Raw genomic sequence first — 17,121 nt, forward strand, 5'->3', positions numbered from 1 at the left:
GGGCGACCGGGGCCGGGGGCCGTCAGTAGCGCGGTACCCCGATGAACTCGATGCGGCAGTCGTCGTCCTCGCACACCGGGGTGTCGGTCCACACCAGCGCGGACTCGAAGCCCGACCCGGTCGACGTCATCACCTGCACGCCGGTGAACTTCGACTCGCCGAAGGCCTTCACCACGAACACGAGGTCGGCCTTGCCGTCGCCGGTGACGTCGCTCAGCACGGCGCCCTGCAGCGTCCGGGACCCGATCTTCGAGCTGCCCGTGAAGCCGGCGACCTCCTCGAGGCGGCCCCTGGAGACGTCGTAGGCGTTGACGTCGATGATCCCGGTGCTGGAGTTGGTGCGGACGCCGATGAGGTAGGTCTTGCCGTCGCCGGTCACGTCGCCGGCGCGCAGCGCGTCGAGGTAGACGCCCGGCTTGTTGACCGCGCCGGCGTCGAACCCCTTGCCGGTCGAGGTCAGCAGCGCGTAGCCACGGTCCCCGGAGTAGTAGCCGCCATAGTCCTTGTCGCTGACCCGCTCGGCCGGCAGCTGGACCCACAGGTCGGTGTCGCCGTCGCCGTCGAAGTCGCCGGGGTGCAGCCGCACCACGTCGATCACCGCGTTCGGCATCGACAGCCACAGCCGCGGGGCGGAGAAGGTGCCCTTGCCGTCGTTGGTGAGCACGCTGACGTCGACGTTGCGGTCGTTGGGGCTGGCGATGACCAGGTCCTGGTCGCCGTCGCCGTCGAAGTCACCGTGGGCGAGCTGGATCTCCGCGTCGCCGTACTCCTTCAGCGTCGACAGCGACAGCGTGAACGTCTGGTCCTCGGGGAAGGCGTCGTCGGAGGACGTCAGCGTGACCTGCTTGCCGGAGGCCACGAACTTCCACGCGAGGTGGTCGTTGGCGCCGTCGCCGTCCCAGTCGAGGAAGATCTCGTTGGGCTCCCGGTAGGGGTCGACCGCGGTCTCGCGGGTCTCGAAGCCGTTGCCGTTGCTCAGCGCCTCGACCCGCGTCACCTTGTCGTAGTCGAGGTAGAAGTAGAACCGCGCGTCGCCGTACCCGTCGCCGTTGATGTCGCCCTGCACGGCGGCCGTGGCCGGCTCGTCGGTCGGGTCGTCGCCCGACCCGCCACCACCGCTCCACGGCTGCAGCACGGCGAGCGTGATGCCGACCCCCGCGACGAGGACGAGCACGGCGGCCAGGGTGAGCCACAGCCCGGGGCGGCTCTTGCGCGGACCGCCCGCCGGGGTGCCGTACGACGGCTGGCCCCACGGCTGCCCGGGGCCCTGCCCCTGGCCGCTGGGCCCCTGCCCGCTGTTCGGCCAGCTGCCGGGGGTGGGCCAGCTGCCCGGCCCCGGCTGCGAGGGGACGTGGCCGTAGCCCGGCGGTGCCGACGGCGGCGGTCCGGCAGGTGCCTGGGCCGGCGGCGGCGCGGTCGGGGCGCCGGGGAACGACGGTCCCTGCCCGGGCTGCCCGGGCTGCTCGGGCTGCCCGGACTGCCCGGGCTGCGCCTGCTGACCGGGTACGGCGGTGGGCGCAGCGTCGTCGTGCCGCTGGCGGACCTGGGTGGGCTCGGCCTTGCGGCGCCGCTCGTCGGTCCACGCGTTGCCGTCCCAGCGCCGCTCCCAGCCGTCGCCGTCGGGGTACCAGCCCGCGGGCGTCGAGAAGTCGTTCACGTCCGAGTCCTAACCGGTTCGAGGGCAGATGAAACGCGGCAGGCGGTTGTGACCGGGACCCGGACGCGCAAGGATCGGGCCCTGCGACGAAAGGGGACCTCCGTGGTTTCTGTTCCGGGGTTCCGGCCCATCGACCCGACCTCGGCCGCCTTCCTGCTCGCGGAGAACCGTAGCCAGCCGATGCACGTCGGTGGCCTGCAGCTCTTCGAACGGCCGGCCGACGCCGGTCCGGGCTACGTCCGGGAGATGTTCGAGTCGATGCGCGACACCGAGCAGCTGGCACCGCTGTTCGTGAAGCACCCGCACCGCTCGGTGCGGACCGGCGGCACCCTGGTCTGGCGCGACGACGACCAGCTCGACATCGAGCACCACGTCCGCCACAGCGCGCTCCCCCAGCCCGGCCGGGTGCGGGAGCTGCTCGAGCTGGTCGGCCGGCTGCACTCCACCCGGCTGGCCTGGGAGCGGCCGCTGTGGGAGACGCACGTCATCGAGGGCCTGGCCGACGGCCGGGTCGCGATGTACACCAAGCTCCACCACGCGCTGGTCGACGGCATCTCGGCGATGCGGCTGATGGCGAGCGTGCTCTCCGACGACCCCGACCGGCGCGGCATGCCGGCGCCCTTTGCCGCGGACGCCGCGCCCCGCAACCGGCGCGGGCAGCAACCGGGCGAGGGAGATGGTGAGGGGCACGACCCGCTGACCGCTGCGGCCAGCGCCGCCAAGTCGCTCGCGGACCTGCCGGCCGACGCGCTGCGCAGCGCGATGAGCCTGAGCGCCGAGGCGGCCGGGATGCCGGCGGCGCTGGTCAAGACGCTGCGCAAGGGACTGCGCAACGAGACGTCCGCCGTCTCCCTGGCCGCCCCGCGCACGATCTTCAACCAGTCGATCACCGGCGCGCGCCGCTTCGCCGCCCAGGACTGGCCGGTGGAGCGGATGCGAGCCGTGGGCAAGGCCACCGGCACGACCATCAACGACGTCGTGCTGGCCATGTGCAGCGGCGCGATGCGGACCTACCTCGAGGAGCTCGACGCCCTGCCGGACCGCTCGATGGTGTCGATGGTCCCGGTCGGGCTGAACGCCAAGCAGGCCGGCGTCGCCTCCGCCGAGGGCGGCAACGCGATCGGGGCGGTGATGGTGCGCCTGGCCACCGACCTGGCCGACCCCGCCGACCGGCTGCGCACCATCAACCAGTCGATGCAGGACGGCAAGGAGGCGCTGTCGTCGATGACGCCGGCGCAGATCGTCGCGATGAGCGCGATCGGCATGGCGCCCTCGATAGTCATCCCGGCCCTGGGCATGCAGGGCGTGGTGCGCCCGCCGTTCAACCTGATCATCAGCAACGTGCCGGGTCCCCGGGACACGCACTACTGGAACGGCGCGAAGCTCGTCGGCACCTACCCGGTTTCCATCCCGATCAACGGCATGGCGCTCAACATCACCTGCACGTCGTACTCCGGCAACATGGGCTTCGGCCTGACCGGCTGCCGGCGCACGGTGCCGCACCTGCAGCGGCTGCTGACCTTCCTCGACGACGAGCTCGCCGCGCTGGAGAAGGCCGCCGGAATCGGCTGAGGCCCGCGCTCAGGCGGGGCCGGGTTGCTCGACGAACCCGCCCCCGACCCGCTCGGCGACCGCCTGCAGCCGGGCGCGGGTGATCGCGGAGACCGTTGCGTAGCCGGCCCGCTCGGCGTTCGAGCCGGGCCGGGTGGGCTCGGGCGCGTTCACCGACAGGCAGGTACGACGACCGCCGTCGGCCGCGTTCGCGAGCGCGACCGCGTGCCCGGTGGTGCCGGACCCGGCGAAGTAGTCGAGGACCCGGGCGTCGTCCGGCATGGTGTCGAGGATCCGCAGCAGCAGCCCGGTGGGCTTGGGCGACTCGAAGAGGTGGCCGACCAGGTCCTTGAGCTCGGCGACCGCGGTGTCGGTGGAGCCGACCTCCTCGGCGAGCCAGATGGTCCGCAGCTTCTTGCGCCGCCCGCCGACCGGGTGCCGCCAGTCTCGCTGGTAGACGTCGACCCGCTCCCCCGCCACCCCCCGCACCCGGCGGCACTCGAGGTCGTCGGGGCGCTCGTCGATCCGGCGGCGGGACCAGCGCCAGACGGCCGGCGTCCCGTCGCCGAACACCGGCTTCACCTCGACGGCTCCGGGGAACGGCTCGGTCGCCACCTGCCCGGTGTCGGGGTCGCCCCAGACCGCGAAGTGCAGCGTCGGCGCGGTGAGCGGGTTGAACTTCTTGTTGGTGTTGCGCAGCGGGAGGCGCCGGTAGCGGCGGCCGTCGGGCGCGACGAGCGGGAAGTCGGACTCGACGACGGTCGAGGCCGACGACGCATCCAGGACGCACCGGGCGGCGTCCCTGGCGTAGACGAGGAGGTACTCGTGCGAGGTGGCGAAGCCGCGGCCCAGCTGCCGGCCCTTGGGGTTGAGGTTGACCACGACCTGGGCGAGGAAGTTCTCCTCGCCGTACACCTCGTCGAGCAGCAGCCGCAGGTGCGCGACCTCGTGGTCGTCGATGCTCACGAAGATCGCGCCGGTCGGGGCGAGGACCCGGTGACCGGCCTCGAGGCGGGGGCGCATGAAGGCCCGCCACGCGGCGTGCCGGCCGCGGGCGCCCTCGCCGCGCTCGCCGCGGAAGTCGTCGCGGTAGGCGAAGTCGTTGCCGGTGTTGTACGGCGGGTCGATGTAGACCAGGTCGAAGGACTCCGCGGGCAGGCCGGCCAGCACGTCGAGGTTGTCGCCCTCGACGAAGGTGTTCCAGATGGGCTGCGGTTCGGCCACGGGCCCATCGTGGCAGGCTCGTCGCCGTGACCACCGCGCCCCGCCGTACCTTCTCCCGCGCCGAGCTCGAGTCGTTCCGCGACGCCGTCGTCCCCGACCTGCTTCCGACCCGGCCGGGCCAGGAGCTGCGGCTGCTCTTCGTCGGCATCAACCCGGGGTTGTGGACCGCGGCGACGAGCACCCACTTCGCCCACCCGGGCAACCGCTTCTACCCCGCGCTGCTGCGGGCCGGGGTGATCACGACGCCGGTCGACCCGGCCAACGGCATGGACGACGACCAGCGCGACCTGCTGCGCGACCGCGGGATCGGCATCACCAACGTCGTGCCCCGTGCGACGGCGAAGGCCTCGGAGCTGTCGAACGAGGAGCTGCGGGCCGGCGGTGCGCAGCTCGTGGCGCTCGTCGAGCGGGAGCAGCCGAAGGTGGTCGCGATCGCCGGCATCACGGCCTACCGCGCCGCCTTCGGCAGGCCCAGGGCGGTGCCGGGGCGCCAGCCGGAGGACCTCGCCGGCGCGGAGCTGTGGGTGGTGCCGAACCCGAGCGGGCTCAACGCCCACGAGACGGTGGACTCGCTGGCCGCGGCCTACCGCGAGGTGGGCCGGGCGGCCGGGATCGTCTGACCCCGGCCGGCGCCGGCCAGCGGGTCACTCCTCGTCGTCGCCCTCGTCCTCGTCGTCATCGTCGTCGAGCAGGCCCTCGGCGCGCGCCTGCTCGACGATGCGGCGGACGTTCTCGACCGAGCCGCAGCCCTGGTCGATCAGCTCGTTGCGCCGCGCGGCCCACTTGGCGCCGAGGTCGAAGCGGACCTTGGCCGACACCTCGGTGCGCGCCGGCTCGATGATGGTCAGCTCCTCCTCCGCGATGTGGTGGGCGATGAGGTTGCTGAGCTCCTCCACGGCGTCGGTGAAGGCCTGGGTGTCGGTGCCCTTGAGCTCGAGCACCTTCAGCAGCGCCTCGTTGCCCTCGGCGTGCTCCTCCTCGCCGTGCTCGACGGTCTCGCCGTCGATGTCCTCGGCCTTGCGGCGCAGCACGGGGTAGACGAGCTCCTCCTCGGCCTCGCCGTGGGCGATCAGCACGTCGGCGAACGCGCGGCGTACGGTGTCGCGGTCGGCGGTGCCGAGGCGGAGCTGGGCCAGGAGCAGCTCGAATCGACGGTGGTCGTCAGCGATCAGGTCGAGGACGTCGCCCGACGTGGGGCGACCGGTATCGATTCCGGTGGTCATGCCGCGGCCGGTACCCGCAGGACCCGGGGACAGTCCTGCGGGCACCGCGTCGCGGCCTCACGGCTGGCCGATCACCACGCTGAACATCACGGCCCGGGTGACCGACGGGCTGGCGGTGGCGACCCGCCCGGCCTGCGGCCCGGAAGGTACGACGCCGTCGGAGTCCGCGGTGAGCGAGAACACCGCGCCACCGCCGGACCCGGAGGTCGCCTCCCGCACCCCGCCGCCGGTCGTGCTCAGCGAGGTGTCCGAGGAGCTCTTCACCGCCCAGTAGGTGCTCACCCAGCTGCCCGGCGTCGCGACCACCGCGGGGGCGGTCAGCGACGTGGTGGACGCCGTGCTGACCGCGACGGCGCTGTCGACCACGGACGACCCGCCGCTGCTGCGGTAGGCCGTGACCGTGAGGTCGGCCTTCGCGATCGACGACAGCGTCACCGTCACCAGCGAGTCCGCGTCCGACGCGGTCGCGGTGCGGGTCCACAACCGGCCCTGGACGTTGGCCTCGGCCGCCTGCTCCAGCTGGGTCCACCCGGCCGGACCGGTGATCGACGGCGTCGTGCTGTTGACCGCCAGCGCCAGCACCAGCGTGTCACCGGCCTGCACCGACGCCGGCACCCGCACCCGGTGGGTCGTGCTGTTCGCGTTGGCGGCGTCGCCGCCGACGTGCGCGACCTCGGCCGTGCCCGGGTCGGGCTCCTCCGGGTCCGGCTCCTCGGGGTCGGGCTCCTCCGGGTCGGGGTCGCCCGGCTCCTCGGGGTCGATGACCGGCCCCTGGCCGTCGGTGAGGCCGATCGCGACGCTGAACGCCACGAGCCGGGTCACCGACGGGTCGGCGGTGGCGACCCGCCCGGCCTGCGGCCCGGTGGGTACGACGCCGTCGGAGTCCGCGGTCAGCGAGTAGATCGCGCCGCCGCCCGAGCCGGAGGTCGACTCCCGCACCCCGCCGCCGGTCGTGCTCAGCGAGGTCGTCGAGGAGCTCTTCACGGCCCAGTAGGTGCTCACCCAGCTCCCGGGCGTGGTGACCACCCCGGGCGCGGTCAGCGACGTGGCGGTCGCGGTGCTGATCAGCACCCCGCTGTCGACCACCTCGGAGCCGCCGGCGGTGCTGCGGTAGGCAGCCACCGTCAGGTCGGCCTTGGCGATCGACGACAGCGTCACCGTCACCAGCGAGTCCGCGTCCGACGCCGTCGCGGTGCGGGTCCACAACCGGCCCTGGACGTTGCCCTCGGCAGCCTGCTCCAGCTGCGTCCACCCGGCCGGACCGGTGACCGACGGCGTCGTGCTGTTGACCGCCAGCTGCAGCACCAGCGTGTCACCGGGCTGCACCGACGCCGGCACCCGCACCCGGTGGGTCGTGCTGTTCGCGTTCGCGGCGTCCGCGCCGACGTACCCGATCTCCGCGTCGGGCGGCTCCGGCGGGTCCGTCGGCGCGGCGGTGCGCTGGGTCTGCGCGGTGGCGCCGGCACCGTCGGTGACCGTCAGTGTCGCCTCGTAGGAGCCAGCGGCGGCGTAGGTGTGCTGCGCAGTCGCACCGCTGCCGGTCGCCCCGTCACCGAAGTCCCACGCGTAGGACGCGATCGGCCCCTCGGGGTCCGAGGACCCGCTGGCATCGAAGGAGCAGGTGAGGTCGGAGCAGGACACGGTGAAGGACGCGGTCGGCTCCTGGTTGGGCGCCGTGCCGTTGCCCGAGGAGTCCTGGAAGAGGAACCACGCCCGGGCGCCCCACGTGGTGCCGTCGACGCCCGGCCCGGAGCGGACGGTGGCCGTCCCGCCGACCGGTGCTCCGGAGATCGGGCCCTGCGCCCAGTCGATGCGGCGCAGGTTGCCGTCGGACGTCGTCCACCAGAGGTGCTCGCCGGTGCCGAACATGCCGCGCACCTGGGCGAAGTCGATCCCCGCCACGTTGGCGGAGGCGACCAGCCGCTGCGCCCCGACGACCCCGCTCTCGGCGGTGAAGTAGCGGTAGAACAGCTGGTTCGAGCCGGACCGGGTGAAGTAGATCCGGCCGGAGTCGTAGAACAGGCCGGTCATCGTGCTGAGGTCGCTGGACCAGTCGGGGAAGGGCACGATCTGCTCGCTGGCGTCGACGGCCTGGGGCGCGCCGTACATGCTGCCGTCGAAGGTACGACGCTTGAAGGTGCCGTCGGAGTGGGCGGTGTAGAGCCAGCCGTTGAGCATGAACGCCCCGCGCACGGTCAGCCAGTCGACCGACCCCGACGGTGCCGACTGGACCTCGCCGACGCTGGAATTCGTCATCGCCCGCCGGCTCACCGGGACGGTGGTCACCGGCGCGGTGTCGGCGCGGACGATCTCGATCGCGTTGACCAGCGGGTTCTCGACGACGTGGACGAGCCGGATGTTGACCGTGCCGTCGCTGGTGACGGTGAACTCGCGCATGGTGCCGCGGTCGTGGCCGACGGACGCGACGATGTCGAAGTTCGTCAGCACGCGGCCGCCCTCGACGTCGACGTGGAAGACCCGCTGCCCGGCCTGCTGGGTGCAGGTGCACCGGTTGGCGAAGTACATCCGCACCTTGACCTCGGTGCCGGCCGGCACGGGGAAGGCCCACTCCTGCTCCTGGCCGCCGGCGGCGTCCCACAACTCGTCGTCGAAGACGGCCCGCGGGGTGCCGGCCGGGACGGTGGAGTCGACCGACGGGACGGTGGTGTAGCCGGCCCGGTTCTGGCCCGCGTTGTGGTACGGCGAGGGCGAGCCCGCGGTGTCGGCCTGCCAGCTCGGGCCGATGTCGGCCGGCAGGGCGGCGCCGGCCGCGTTCACCCGGTACAGGATGCTCGGGTCGGCGATGCTGCCGCCGGTGCCGACGCCGTAGAGGTCGTTCGGCAGCCCGGGGGTGCGCACCCGCGGGTAGGAGACGCCGTTGGGGTTCATCCGGGCGATGCGGCTCTTGAGCTGCCAGTTGCCGATCCGGTCGGTGTCGGAGGCGACCCACAGGCCCTCGGGGGTGTCGAGGAAGTCGAAGACACCGACGCCCTTGGTGCGACCCGGGTTCCACGAGAACGGCAGGCCGTTGATCGGGTCGAGCGCCGCGATGCCCTCGCGGGCCACCGCGCCCTGGCCCGCGTTGTCGCCGCGGAAGGCGTTGTTCTGCCAGCGGAAGTGGCCGCCGACGTACACGGCGGAGTCGGTGACCTCGACCCCGTAGGTGGTGTCACCGCCGGTGTAGTTGACCCACGACGGCCGGATGCCGGCGCCGGAGGACGCGGTCTCGAAGCGGGCGGTGGTGTCGCAGGGGCCGGACGAGCCGCCGTACGCGCCGGTCGTGGAGACGACGAAGAACCGGCCGTCCGGGGAGAAGTCGACGTCGCGCATGTAGCTGTCGAACGCGGTGGAGCAGCGGGCCTCGTAGAAGCTCGTCCGGAAGTCTGCCGGCTCGGCGCTCGCGCCGGAGGTGTCCAGCATGAGCAGCTGGTGGTTCACCACGTCGTCGAGGGTGTGGAAGTTGCCGACCGCGACGAGCCGGTCGCCGTCGGGGGTGATGTCGAACTTGAGGACCTGGGTGACACCGTCGTTGTGGTTGCCGGCGATCACGCGGCTCATGAAGGTCGTCGGTGCACCGGTGGTGGGGTTGAGCGTGGCGAGGGCGCGCTGGGCGCGGCCGCCGACGTGGGTGAAGGCGCCGCCGATCCAGAGCCGGCCGTCACGCAGCGCCGCGTCGCGGACCTGCCCGGAGACCGTGCCGGCGTTGAAGGTCGTGACGACCTGGCCGTCGGAGATCCGCACCCGGGCGACGCGGGAGCGGCTCTGGTTGCCGATGCTGGTGAAGTTGCCGACGACGTAGACCGTCTCGTTGTCCCCGGCGTCGACGATCTTCTGCACCACGCCGTTGGGGTTTGGCACGAAGCTCGTGCTGATCGCCCCGGTGGTCGCGTTGAAGGCGAGCAGGTTGCTGCGCGCGAGCACGGTCTGGCTGTTGTCGTTGCGGGCCTGGCTGAAGTCGCCGCCCAGCAGGACGGTGTTGCCGACCTTCGTCACCGACAGCACCCTGCCGTCGAGGACGTGCGGGGTGCCGCTGGCCGCGACCTCGCTGACCAGGCGCCCCGGTGGCGAGTCCTCGGCCAGCGCCGGCGCGACGAGCGCCGTGGAGAGGAGACCGATCAACGCGGCCACCAGGAGGGGAGCTCTCCGGATCCACATGTGCCTTCTGCCCTTCTCGAGTCGGCCCGAGACGTCGACACCGGCGCGGCCGGAGCCCGGCCCGTCGGGCATCCGTGGTCCCGGAACCACGTCAGTGAGGCGACGCTAGGACTGCCCGGGCCGGTGTGGTCCGGGCAGCGGGCAACTTCCCCGAAATGGGTGAACGGCCCCGCGGCAGGTGGTCCAGACGGCTGTGCGGACGGCTGTGCGGGCGGCTGGCTGGAGGCGCGGTACGTCGGCTCAGGCCGTGGTCGCGGCCCGGAGCCGCTCGAGGTGGGCGTGCACCAGCGAGACCGCGGACGCGCCCTCGCCGCTGGCGGCCGCGACCCGCTTCATCGACCCGGCGCGGATGTCACCGGCTGCGAAGACGCCCGGCACCGACGTGGCGAGGCTCTCCGGCGGCCGGCCGTCGATCCAGCGCTCGCGCGGCACGTCCCGCCCGGTCAGCACGAACCCGTGGTCGTCGCGCAGCACGGACTCGCCCAGCCAGTCGCAGTGCGGGGCGGCGCCGATGAGCAGGAACAGCCCACCCGCAGGCACCCGCTCCTGCGCGCGGGTGCGCACGTCGCACAGCTGGAGCCAGCCCAGCTGCCCGGTCTCGTCGGGGCCGCCGTCGACGATCTCGGTGCACGGCCGCACCGTGATCCGCGGGTTCCAGGTGATCTCGTCGATGAGGTACTGCGACATCGTCGACGACAGGTCCTCCCGGCGGACCAGGATCGTGACCGACCGCGCGAAGCGGGCGAGGTGCACGGCCGCCTGGCCCGCGGAGTTGCCGCCGCCGACGACGAAGACGTCGCGGTCCTCCATCTCCCGCGCAGCGGTCATCGCGGCGCCGTAGTTGACGCCCGCGCCGACCAGGTCCTCCAGCGGGGCAACCCCGAGCCGGCGGTAGGCGACGCCCGAGGCGACGACGACCGCGCGGGCGCGCACGTCACCGCCCTCGGTGACCAGCACGTGCGGTGCCCCGTCCTGCGCGGGACGCAGCTCGACGACCGGCCAGCCGGTGAAGAAGCGGGCGCCGAACCGGATCGCCTGCACCCGTGCGCGCTGGCCCAGCCGCTGACCGGAGATGCCACGGGGGAAGCCGAGGTAGTTGCGGATCATCGAGCTGGTGCCGGCCTGCCCGCCGACCACCTCCGACTCGACGACGACGGTCGAGAGCCCCTCGGACGCGCCGTAGACCGCGGCCGCCAGCCCGGCGGGACCCCCGCCGACCACCGCGAGGTCCACGACCTCGCCGCAGTCGATGTCGGAGGGGCGGCCGTAGAACGCTGCCGCCAGCTCGCGCGTCGAGCGCGGCGACAGCACCGGCCGGTCCTCCCAGACCGCAGCCGTCAGGTGCACCAGCGGGTACGACGGCTCGCCGTCGACCTTCGCCAGCGCCTCCTGCCCCTGCGGGCTGTCGGGGGTGTAGACGCAGTAGGGCATGCCGGTGCGGTCCAGCAGGTCCCGCACGGCCAGCGCCATCGGTCGGGCGTCCGGGGTGATGACCCGCACCGTGTCGACCTCGTTGATCGCGACGGTGGCGCCCCAGTCGTTGAGCAGGTCGGTCACCGCGTGGTGGAACTCCTCGTCGCGGCGGGCCTGCGGGAGGACGTGGTAGGTGTCGAACTTCCCCTTGCGCAGGTAGGGCCGCAGCGCCGCGCTCTCCTCGGCGAGCCGCTCCACCGGGATCAGCACCAGCCGACGGGCGGTCGGGACCAGCGTGCGCCAGACGTGCAGCGCGTGCAGCACCTCCGTGTCCGGCAGCCGCGACTCCGTCGCGACCAGGGCCACCGGCTGCCCGGCAGCCCGGGCCTGCTCCAGGAGCGCGGTGGCCTCGGCGGCGCTGGCGGCCGACCGGACGTCGTACTCCCGGTCGTAGCGGTGGAACTGCTCGACCATCACGTCGAGCTGCTCCCCCGACACCAGCAGGATCAGGGGGTCAGGCGCGGGGGCTGCCACCCGTCCAGCGTGTCAGATCACCAGATTGAGCGCCATCACGAAGACCAGGCCGCTGACCGACAGCAGGGTCTCCATCGCCGACCACGTGGCGAGGGTCTTGCCGACGGTCATCCCGAAGTACTCCTTCACCAGCCAGAAGCCGGCGTCGTTGACGTGGGAGAAGAACACCGAGCCGGCGCCGATGGCGAGCACCATCAGCGACACCTCGCCCGTGGAGAGCTGGTCGGTCAGCGGTGCGAGCAGGCCCGATGCGGTGACCGTGGCGACGGTGGCCGAGCCGGTGGCGAGGCGGATCAGGACGGCGACGAACCAGGCGAGCAGGAGCACCGAGACGTTGCTGTCGGCGACCCGCTCGGCGACGATCGTGCCGATCCCGGTGTCGACCAGCGACTGCTTGAAGCCGCCGCCGGCGGCGACGATCAGCAGGATGCCCGCGACACCCGGCAGCGAGGACTCGATCGACTTCGCGATGCCGTCGCGGCCCATCCCGCTGCCCATGCCGAGGGTGAACATGCCGACCACGACGGCGATCAGCAAGGCGATGAGCGGGGTGCCGAGCACGTCGAGGGTGCGCCGCAGCGGGTCGGACTCGTCGTCGATGAAGATGTCGGCCAGCGCCTTGCCCATCATCAGCACCACCGGCAGCAGCACGGAGGCGAGGGTGACCGGGAAGGACGGCCGCTGCGGGAGCTCCTCGGCGTCGGTGGCCTCGAAGCCCGCGGGGACCGGCACGTCGACGTACCGGCCGACGAGGCCGAACACCGGGCCGGCGATGATCACGGTCGGGACGGCAACGGCGATGCCGAGCGCGAGGGTGGTGCCGAGGTCGGCGCCGAGGTAGTCGATCGCGGTGAGCGGGCCGGGGTGCGGCGGGACCAGGCCGTGCATCGCCGAGAGGCCGGCCAGGGCCGGGATGCCGATGGTGACCAGGGACTGCCCGGAGCGGCGGGCGACGAGGTAGATGACCGGCATCAGCAGCACGAGGCCGATCTCGAAGAACATCGGCAGGCCGATGACCGCGCCGACCACGGCCATCGCCCACGGCAGCGCGCGCGGCGAGGCGTGGCCGATGATCGTGTCGACGATCTGGTCGGCTCCTCCGCTGTCGGCGAGGAGCTTGCCGAACATCGCGCCGAGCGCGATCAGGATGCCGACGCCGGCGGCCGTGGAGCCGAAGCCCGCGGTGAAGCTGGCGATCGAGGTCTCGACGCCGACCCCGGCGACGACGCCGACCGTCAGGGCGCCGGCCGTCAGGGCGAGGAACGGGTGCAGCCGGGCGCCGATGATGAGCACGACGATGACGGCGATGCCGAGCAGGGCGGCGACCACCAGGCGCCCCTCGGAGGCGACCGGCTCGACGAGGTCGGTGCCGGCGGCGAGGACGAGCTGTGCGGACATGCAGGGACTCCTCAGGACGGGTCGGTCTGGTCGACGTACTGCTGGACGATCGCGTCCACCGACTGGTCGACGTCGATGACGGTGCCGGCCTCGTCGTCGGCGAGCGGCTCGAGCGTGTCGAACTGCGAGTCGAGCAGCGAGGCCGGCATGAAGTGGCCGGGCCGGGCGGCCTGGCGCCGCGCGATGACCTCGCGGGTGCCGTGCAGGTGCACGAAGACGGCACGCGGGGCATGGCTGCGGAGCTGGTCACGGTAGGCGCGCTTGAGCGCCGAGCAGCTGACGACGCCACCGCGCTCCCCGTGACCGGCCAGCCAGCGACCGATCTGCTCCAGCCACGGACGGCGGTCGTCGTCGTCCAGCGGGACGCCGGCCGTCATCTTGTCGATGTTGGCCTGCGGGTGGAGGTCGTCGGCGTCCTCGTAGGGGACGCCGAGGCGCTGGGCGAGCGCCGCGCCGACCGTCGACTTCCCCGATCCCGACACGCCCATGACGACGATCAGCGGTGCGCCCCCGTGGTGCGGCAGGGTGCTGCTCATGACTCCTCCTGGAGGACGATGACCCGGACTCCTGGCGGAGTACCCCGTGTGCTGGCCGTCACAGTCTGCAAGTATTAATCTGCTTTTTACAACCCCGCCGGCGCATTAAATCTGATCTTTGGAGGGAACGTGGCCCGCACCGCGCTGCACGAGGACGTCCTCGAGGCGCTCGGCGGTCGCATCGTCTCGGGCGACCTCGCCGAGGGCGCGGTGCTCACCCTCGACACCATCGACACCGAGTACGACGTCAGCCGCTCGGTCTCCCGCGAGGCCGTGCGGGTGCTGGAGTCGATGGGCCTGGTCGCCTCGCGGCGCCGGGTCGGCGTCACCGTGCTCCCCCGCTCGGCCTGGCACGTCTACGACCCCCGGCTGATCCGCTGGCGCCTCGACTCCGAGGACCGCACCCGTCAGCTGCGCTCGCTCGGCGAGCTGCGCAGCGGCGTCGAGCCGGTCGCCGCCGGGCTGGCCGCACAGCGCGCGACGCCCGAGCAGTGCGCGGCGCTGACGGCCGCGGCCAGTGACATGGTCGTGCACGGCCGCGCCGGCGACCTCGAGGCGTTCCTGGAGGCCGACATCGCCTTCCACCGCATCCTGCTGGCGGCGTCCGGCAACGAGATGCTGGCCGCGCTCGACGGCGTCGTCGCCGAGGTGCTGGCCGGGCGCACCCACCACCACCTCATGCCCGAGCATCCCAAGGACGAGGCGGTGGCGCTGCACGTCGAGGTGGCTCGCGCCGTACGCTCCGGCGACGCCGACGCGGCCCGCACGGCGATGGCCACGATCATCTCGGAGGCGACCGGCGCCGTGACCGAGAACGCAGCGGAGGCGACGGGTGCAGACGGGGAGGACTCGACTAGGCTCGGTTGACGATGGAGACCACGCCAGAGCTCGCCCGCCTCGTCGACCAGCTGCAGGCCGAGGAGTACACCGTCACCGAGCCGCTGCCCGGTGTGATCCACGTGAAGGGCCGCTTCTCCAACCCGGAGCGGATCGCGCTGCGCGCGGCCGCCGACGCCGGTGACATCGCCGTCGCCGTGTGGGCCACCAGCCACCACGACGACTGGGCCCTGGTGTGCTGGAACCGTCCGGACCTGGTGACCATCACCCAGAAGGGCGCCGCGCCGCAGCGCTGGCGCCACCGGCGGATCCCGGACACACTGCGCCCCGACGCGCAGACCTTCCTCGAGGGCGCGTCCTCCCCCTTCGACATCGTCACCCGGCCCAAGCACCAGCCGACCGACGCGGCGCGCGAGATCCTCGGCCAGTTCGAGATCACCGACCCGCCCCCGCCGGGCTGGGTGCCGCCCGTGGTCGAGGTGCCCGAGATCCCCGTCGTCCGCGAGTCGCGGGTGCCGACCGCCCCGGCCGAGAAGGCCCGCCGCGCCGCCACCCCGCGCGCGCCCAAGGCGCCGGCGAAGCCGGTCAAGGCCGAGCCGGTCGTCGCGGTCTGCCCGACCTGCTTCATGGCCATCCCCGCGACGGGCATCTGCGACAACTGCGGCTGAGCTGAACTGGCCGAGCGTGTCGCCTGTCGGCTCCCGTAGGCCCAGCCTCCCGCTGGCGGCAAGACTCGCGCCTGTCGCGCCTACGGTTCAGCCGGTTGCCGCGAGGTCGTCCGGTGCGGCGACGCGCAGCTCGACGTCGTTGGCCAGGTGCACCGGCCAGCGGTCGCAGGTCGCGCTGAGGGCACGCGCCCACGCGAGGTCGCCGGGCGTGCGGCCCGGCCCGCCGGGGCGGGCGTAGAGGAACGCGCAGGTGCGGTCCCCGCCCACGAGCTGCTCGACCAGCCGGCCGAGGGTGGCGCACTCGCTGGCGCCGGGGTGCAGCGGCACGTCCTCCACGTTGAGGACGTGGCGCGGCCGGTCGCCGTCCACGAACAGCAGCCACAGCTGCGGGGTGGCGAAGCCGAGCTCCCCCATGAGCGAGCGCCAGGCGTGCTCGACGGAGGACTGGTCGGTAAACGGCGGCATCTCGTCGGGCGAGAGCCGGGGCGGGATCTGCTGGTCGTCAGTGGTCATGCGACCACCCTGCGCCTTTTCGGCGGAACGCGTCGGCCGTCATCCACAGGCCCGGTCCTGCGCCAGTGGGCGAGGTGCGAGGCGCCCCACCCCAAGTCCGGTGGTTGAGGTGCGAGGCCGCCCCATCCGGGTCCGGTGGTTGAGGTGCGAGGCCGCCCGCGGCCGAGCCTCGAAACCACCGGCCGTGGTGCACCGGACTGTGCCCGCCACAGTCCGCCGTCCAGGCCCGGAGGTTTCGAGGCTCCTCGCTAGCGCTCGTCGCACCTCAACCACCGGGAGCACGGCGTGGCGAGCCCAGGACTCGCGGCCTGCTGCTGGGCGGACCCAGCCCCCGAGAGGCGACACGCTCGCGCAGTCAGTGACAACTCAGTCCCCGCCGCAGGCCCGGCCGTCGCCGTCCCGGTCCAGCCCGTGCGGGTCCGGGCCGGTGACGGTGACTGGCCCGACGTCGGCGCAGTCCAGGTCGGGCGGGTAGAGCGGGACGCACGGGTCGTAGCCGGGCTCGCAGCTGCTGCCCTTGTCCTTCTTCCCGCTGCCGAGGAGGCCGCGCGGCTGGTTGTCCTGCTGCGGCTTTCTCTTGCAGGTGATGTCGGGGGCCGCCTCGTCGGCGGCGATGTAGTCGTCCTCGCGCGGGTGCCGGCCGTAGCCGTCGCGCGAGTCGTAGCGGGCGATCGCCAGGCCCTTGTCGAGCATCTGCCGCCCGACGTCGAGGCCGTCCACCTCGACGTAGCGCAGCAGCCGGTCGTAGACGTCGCGGTCCTCGTCGGACTCGACGAGCACGACTTCCTTGCCGAGCACGAGCCGCTTCATCGTGGACTGCGCGGGCCCGAAGCCGCACTCGCCGCGCTCGGGGGTGTCGATCCCGACCAGCCGCACCGTCTCGCCGTTGTCGAGGTCGACGGTGTCACCGTCGACGACGTGGGTGACGACGTACGTCGCCTCCTCGACCGCCGGCTCGACGGTGGCGCCGTCGGTCGGCTCGTCGAGCAGCTCGTCGACCTCGGTCGGCTCGGGCGTGGGTACGACGGTCTCGGTGACCGTCTCGGTCACGACCACCTGCCCCGCGTCGGTCCCGCTGTCCAGCTCGCAACTGGTCAGCGCGAGCAACGCGCCCGCCCCCAGGGCGCCCACGCCCCGCCGCACCCGGCGTCCCATCGATGACATCTCCGACCTCCGTCCCGGACGCTACGTCCGGCGCGCGGACCTGTCCGGAGAACCGTGAAACTGCGCACCCCGCCGGTGCTCAAACTGCGGAGCCACCAGCACGCGCCAGCCCGCCGGTGGTTGAGGTCTGAGGCGCCCTGGTACCGACTGCCTGCCGCTGGTTGAGGTGCGAGGCCGCCCGCGGCCGAGCCTCGAAACCAGTGGCGCCTGTTCACCGGGCTGTGCCCACTACAGCCCGCCACGCAGGC

Annotated in this window: 13 protein-coding genes; 4 read left to right on the forward strand and 9 right to left on the reverse strand. The window is 72.9% G+C overall.

Features of this window, described 5'->3' with window-relative positions:
* Positions 1–22 precede the first annotated feature (22 nt).
* Entirely contained in the window at positions 23–1,657 is a 1,635-nt protein-coding gene (locus tag NOCJ54_RS28545; protein WP_028656749.1) for a DUF2510 domain-containing protein, read from the reverse strand.
* 102 nt (positions 1,658–1,759) lie between these two features.
* On the opposite strand from NOCJ54_RS28545, the gene NOCJ54_RS0118955 reads away from it, so the two are divergent.
* Positions 1,760–3,229 (forward strand): WS/DGAT/MGAT family O-acyltransferase, encoded by a 1,470-nt coding sequence (locus NOCJ54_RS0118955; protein ID WP_036518689.1) that lies wholly within the window; start codon positions 1,760–1,762, stop codon positions 3,227–3,229.
* Positions 3,230–3,238: 9 nt separating this feature from the next.
* On the opposite strand, the gene NOCJ54_RS0118960 is transcribed toward NOCJ54_RS0118955, so the two are convergent.
* Positions 3,239–4,432: a site-specific DNA-methyltransferase gene (locus tag NOCJ54_RS0118960; protein ID WP_028656751.1), complete on the reverse strand. Its 1,194-nt coding sequence runs from the start codon at positions 4,430–4,432 to the stop codon at positions 3,239–3,241.
* A 26-nt stretch (positions 4,433–4,458) separates the two neighbouring features.
* On the opposite strand from NOCJ54_RS0118960, the gene NOCJ54_RS0118965 reads away from it, so the two are divergent.
* Complete coding sequence (locus NOCJ54_RS0118965; protein WP_028656752.1) at positions 4,459–5,052, forward strand: mismatch-specific DNA-glycosylase; 594 nt, start codon at positions 4,459–4,461, stop codon at positions 5,050–5,052.
* A 24-nt stretch (positions 5,053–5,076) separates the two neighbouring features.
* On the opposite strand, the gene NOCJ54_RS0118970 is transcribed toward NOCJ54_RS0118965, so the two are convergent.
* From NOCJ54_RS0118970 to NOCJ54_RS0118990, 5 genes are all read right to left on the reverse strand, one after another.
* Positions 5,077–5,655, reverse strand: coding sequence for a hemerythrin domain-containing protein (locus tag NOCJ54_RS0118970; protein WP_028656753.1), 579 nt, complete (start codon positions 5,653–5,655; stop codon positions 5,077–5,079).
* A gap of 57 nt (positions 5,656–5,712) precedes the next feature.
* Entirely contained in the window at positions 5,713–9,900 is a 4,188-nt protein-coding gene (locus NOCJ54_RS30385; protein WP_232221835.1) for a PKD domain-containing protein, read from the reverse strand.
* Positions 9,901–10,050: 150 nt separating this feature from the next.
* Entirely contained in the window at positions 10,051–11,757 is a 1,707-nt protein-coding gene (locus NOCJ54_RS0118980; protein WP_028656754.1) for an FAD-dependent oxidoreductase, read from the reverse strand.
* Positions 11,758–11,769: 12 nt separating this feature from the next.
* Complete coding sequence (locus NOCJ54_RS0118985; RefSeq protein ID WP_028656755.1) at positions 11,770–13,155, reverse strand: GntT/GntP/DsdX family permease; 1,386 nt, start codon at positions 13,153–13,155, stop codon at positions 11,770–11,772.
* An 11-nt stretch (positions 13,156–13,166) separates the two neighbouring features.
* Positions 13,167–13,691, reverse strand: coding sequence for a gluconokinase (locus tag NOCJ54_RS0118990; RefSeq protein ID WP_051486092.1), 525 nt, complete (start codon positions 13,689–13,691; stop codon positions 13,167–13,169).
* Between the two features lie 129 nt (positions 13,692–13,820).
* Between NOCJ54_RS0118990 and NOCJ54_RS26955 the strand changes: the two genes are divergently transcribed.
* Positions 13,821–14,558: a FadR/GntR family transcriptional regulator gene (locus NOCJ54_RS26955; RefSeq protein ID WP_051486094.1), complete on the forward strand. Its 738-nt coding sequence runs from the start codon at positions 13,821–13,823 to the stop codon at positions 14,556–14,558.
* A gap of 2 nt (positions 14,559–14,560) precedes the next feature.
* Positions 14,561–15,196: a hypothetical protein gene (locus tag NOCJ54_RS0119000; RefSeq protein ID WP_028656757.1), complete on the forward strand. Its 636-nt coding sequence runs from the start codon at positions 14,561–14,563 to the stop codon at positions 15,194–15,196.
* Between the two features lie 87 nt (positions 15,197–15,283).
* On the opposite strand, the gene NOCJ54_RS26960 is transcribed toward NOCJ54_RS0119000, so the two are convergent.
* Both NOCJ54_RS26960 and NOCJ54_RS28555 read right to left on the reverse strand, forming a co-directional pair.
* Positions 15,284–15,709: a hypothetical protein gene (locus NOCJ54_RS26960; protein WP_051486096.1), complete on the reverse strand. Its 426-nt coding sequence runs from the start codon at positions 15,707–15,709 to the stop codon at positions 15,284–15,286.
* 366 nt (positions 15,710–16,075) lie between these two features.
* Entirely contained in the window at positions 16,076–16,873 is a 798-nt protein-coding gene (locus tag NOCJ54_RS28555) for a thermonuclease family protein (RefSeq protein ID WP_157514970.1), read from the reverse strand.
* Between the last annotated feature and the right edge of the window lie 248 nt (positions 16,874–17,121).

It is taken from the genome of Nocardioides sp. J54 (assembly GCF_000519005.1).
Taxonomy (GTDB): domain Bacteria; phylum Actinomycetota; class Actinomycetes; order Propionibacteriales; family Nocardioidaceae; genus Nocardioides.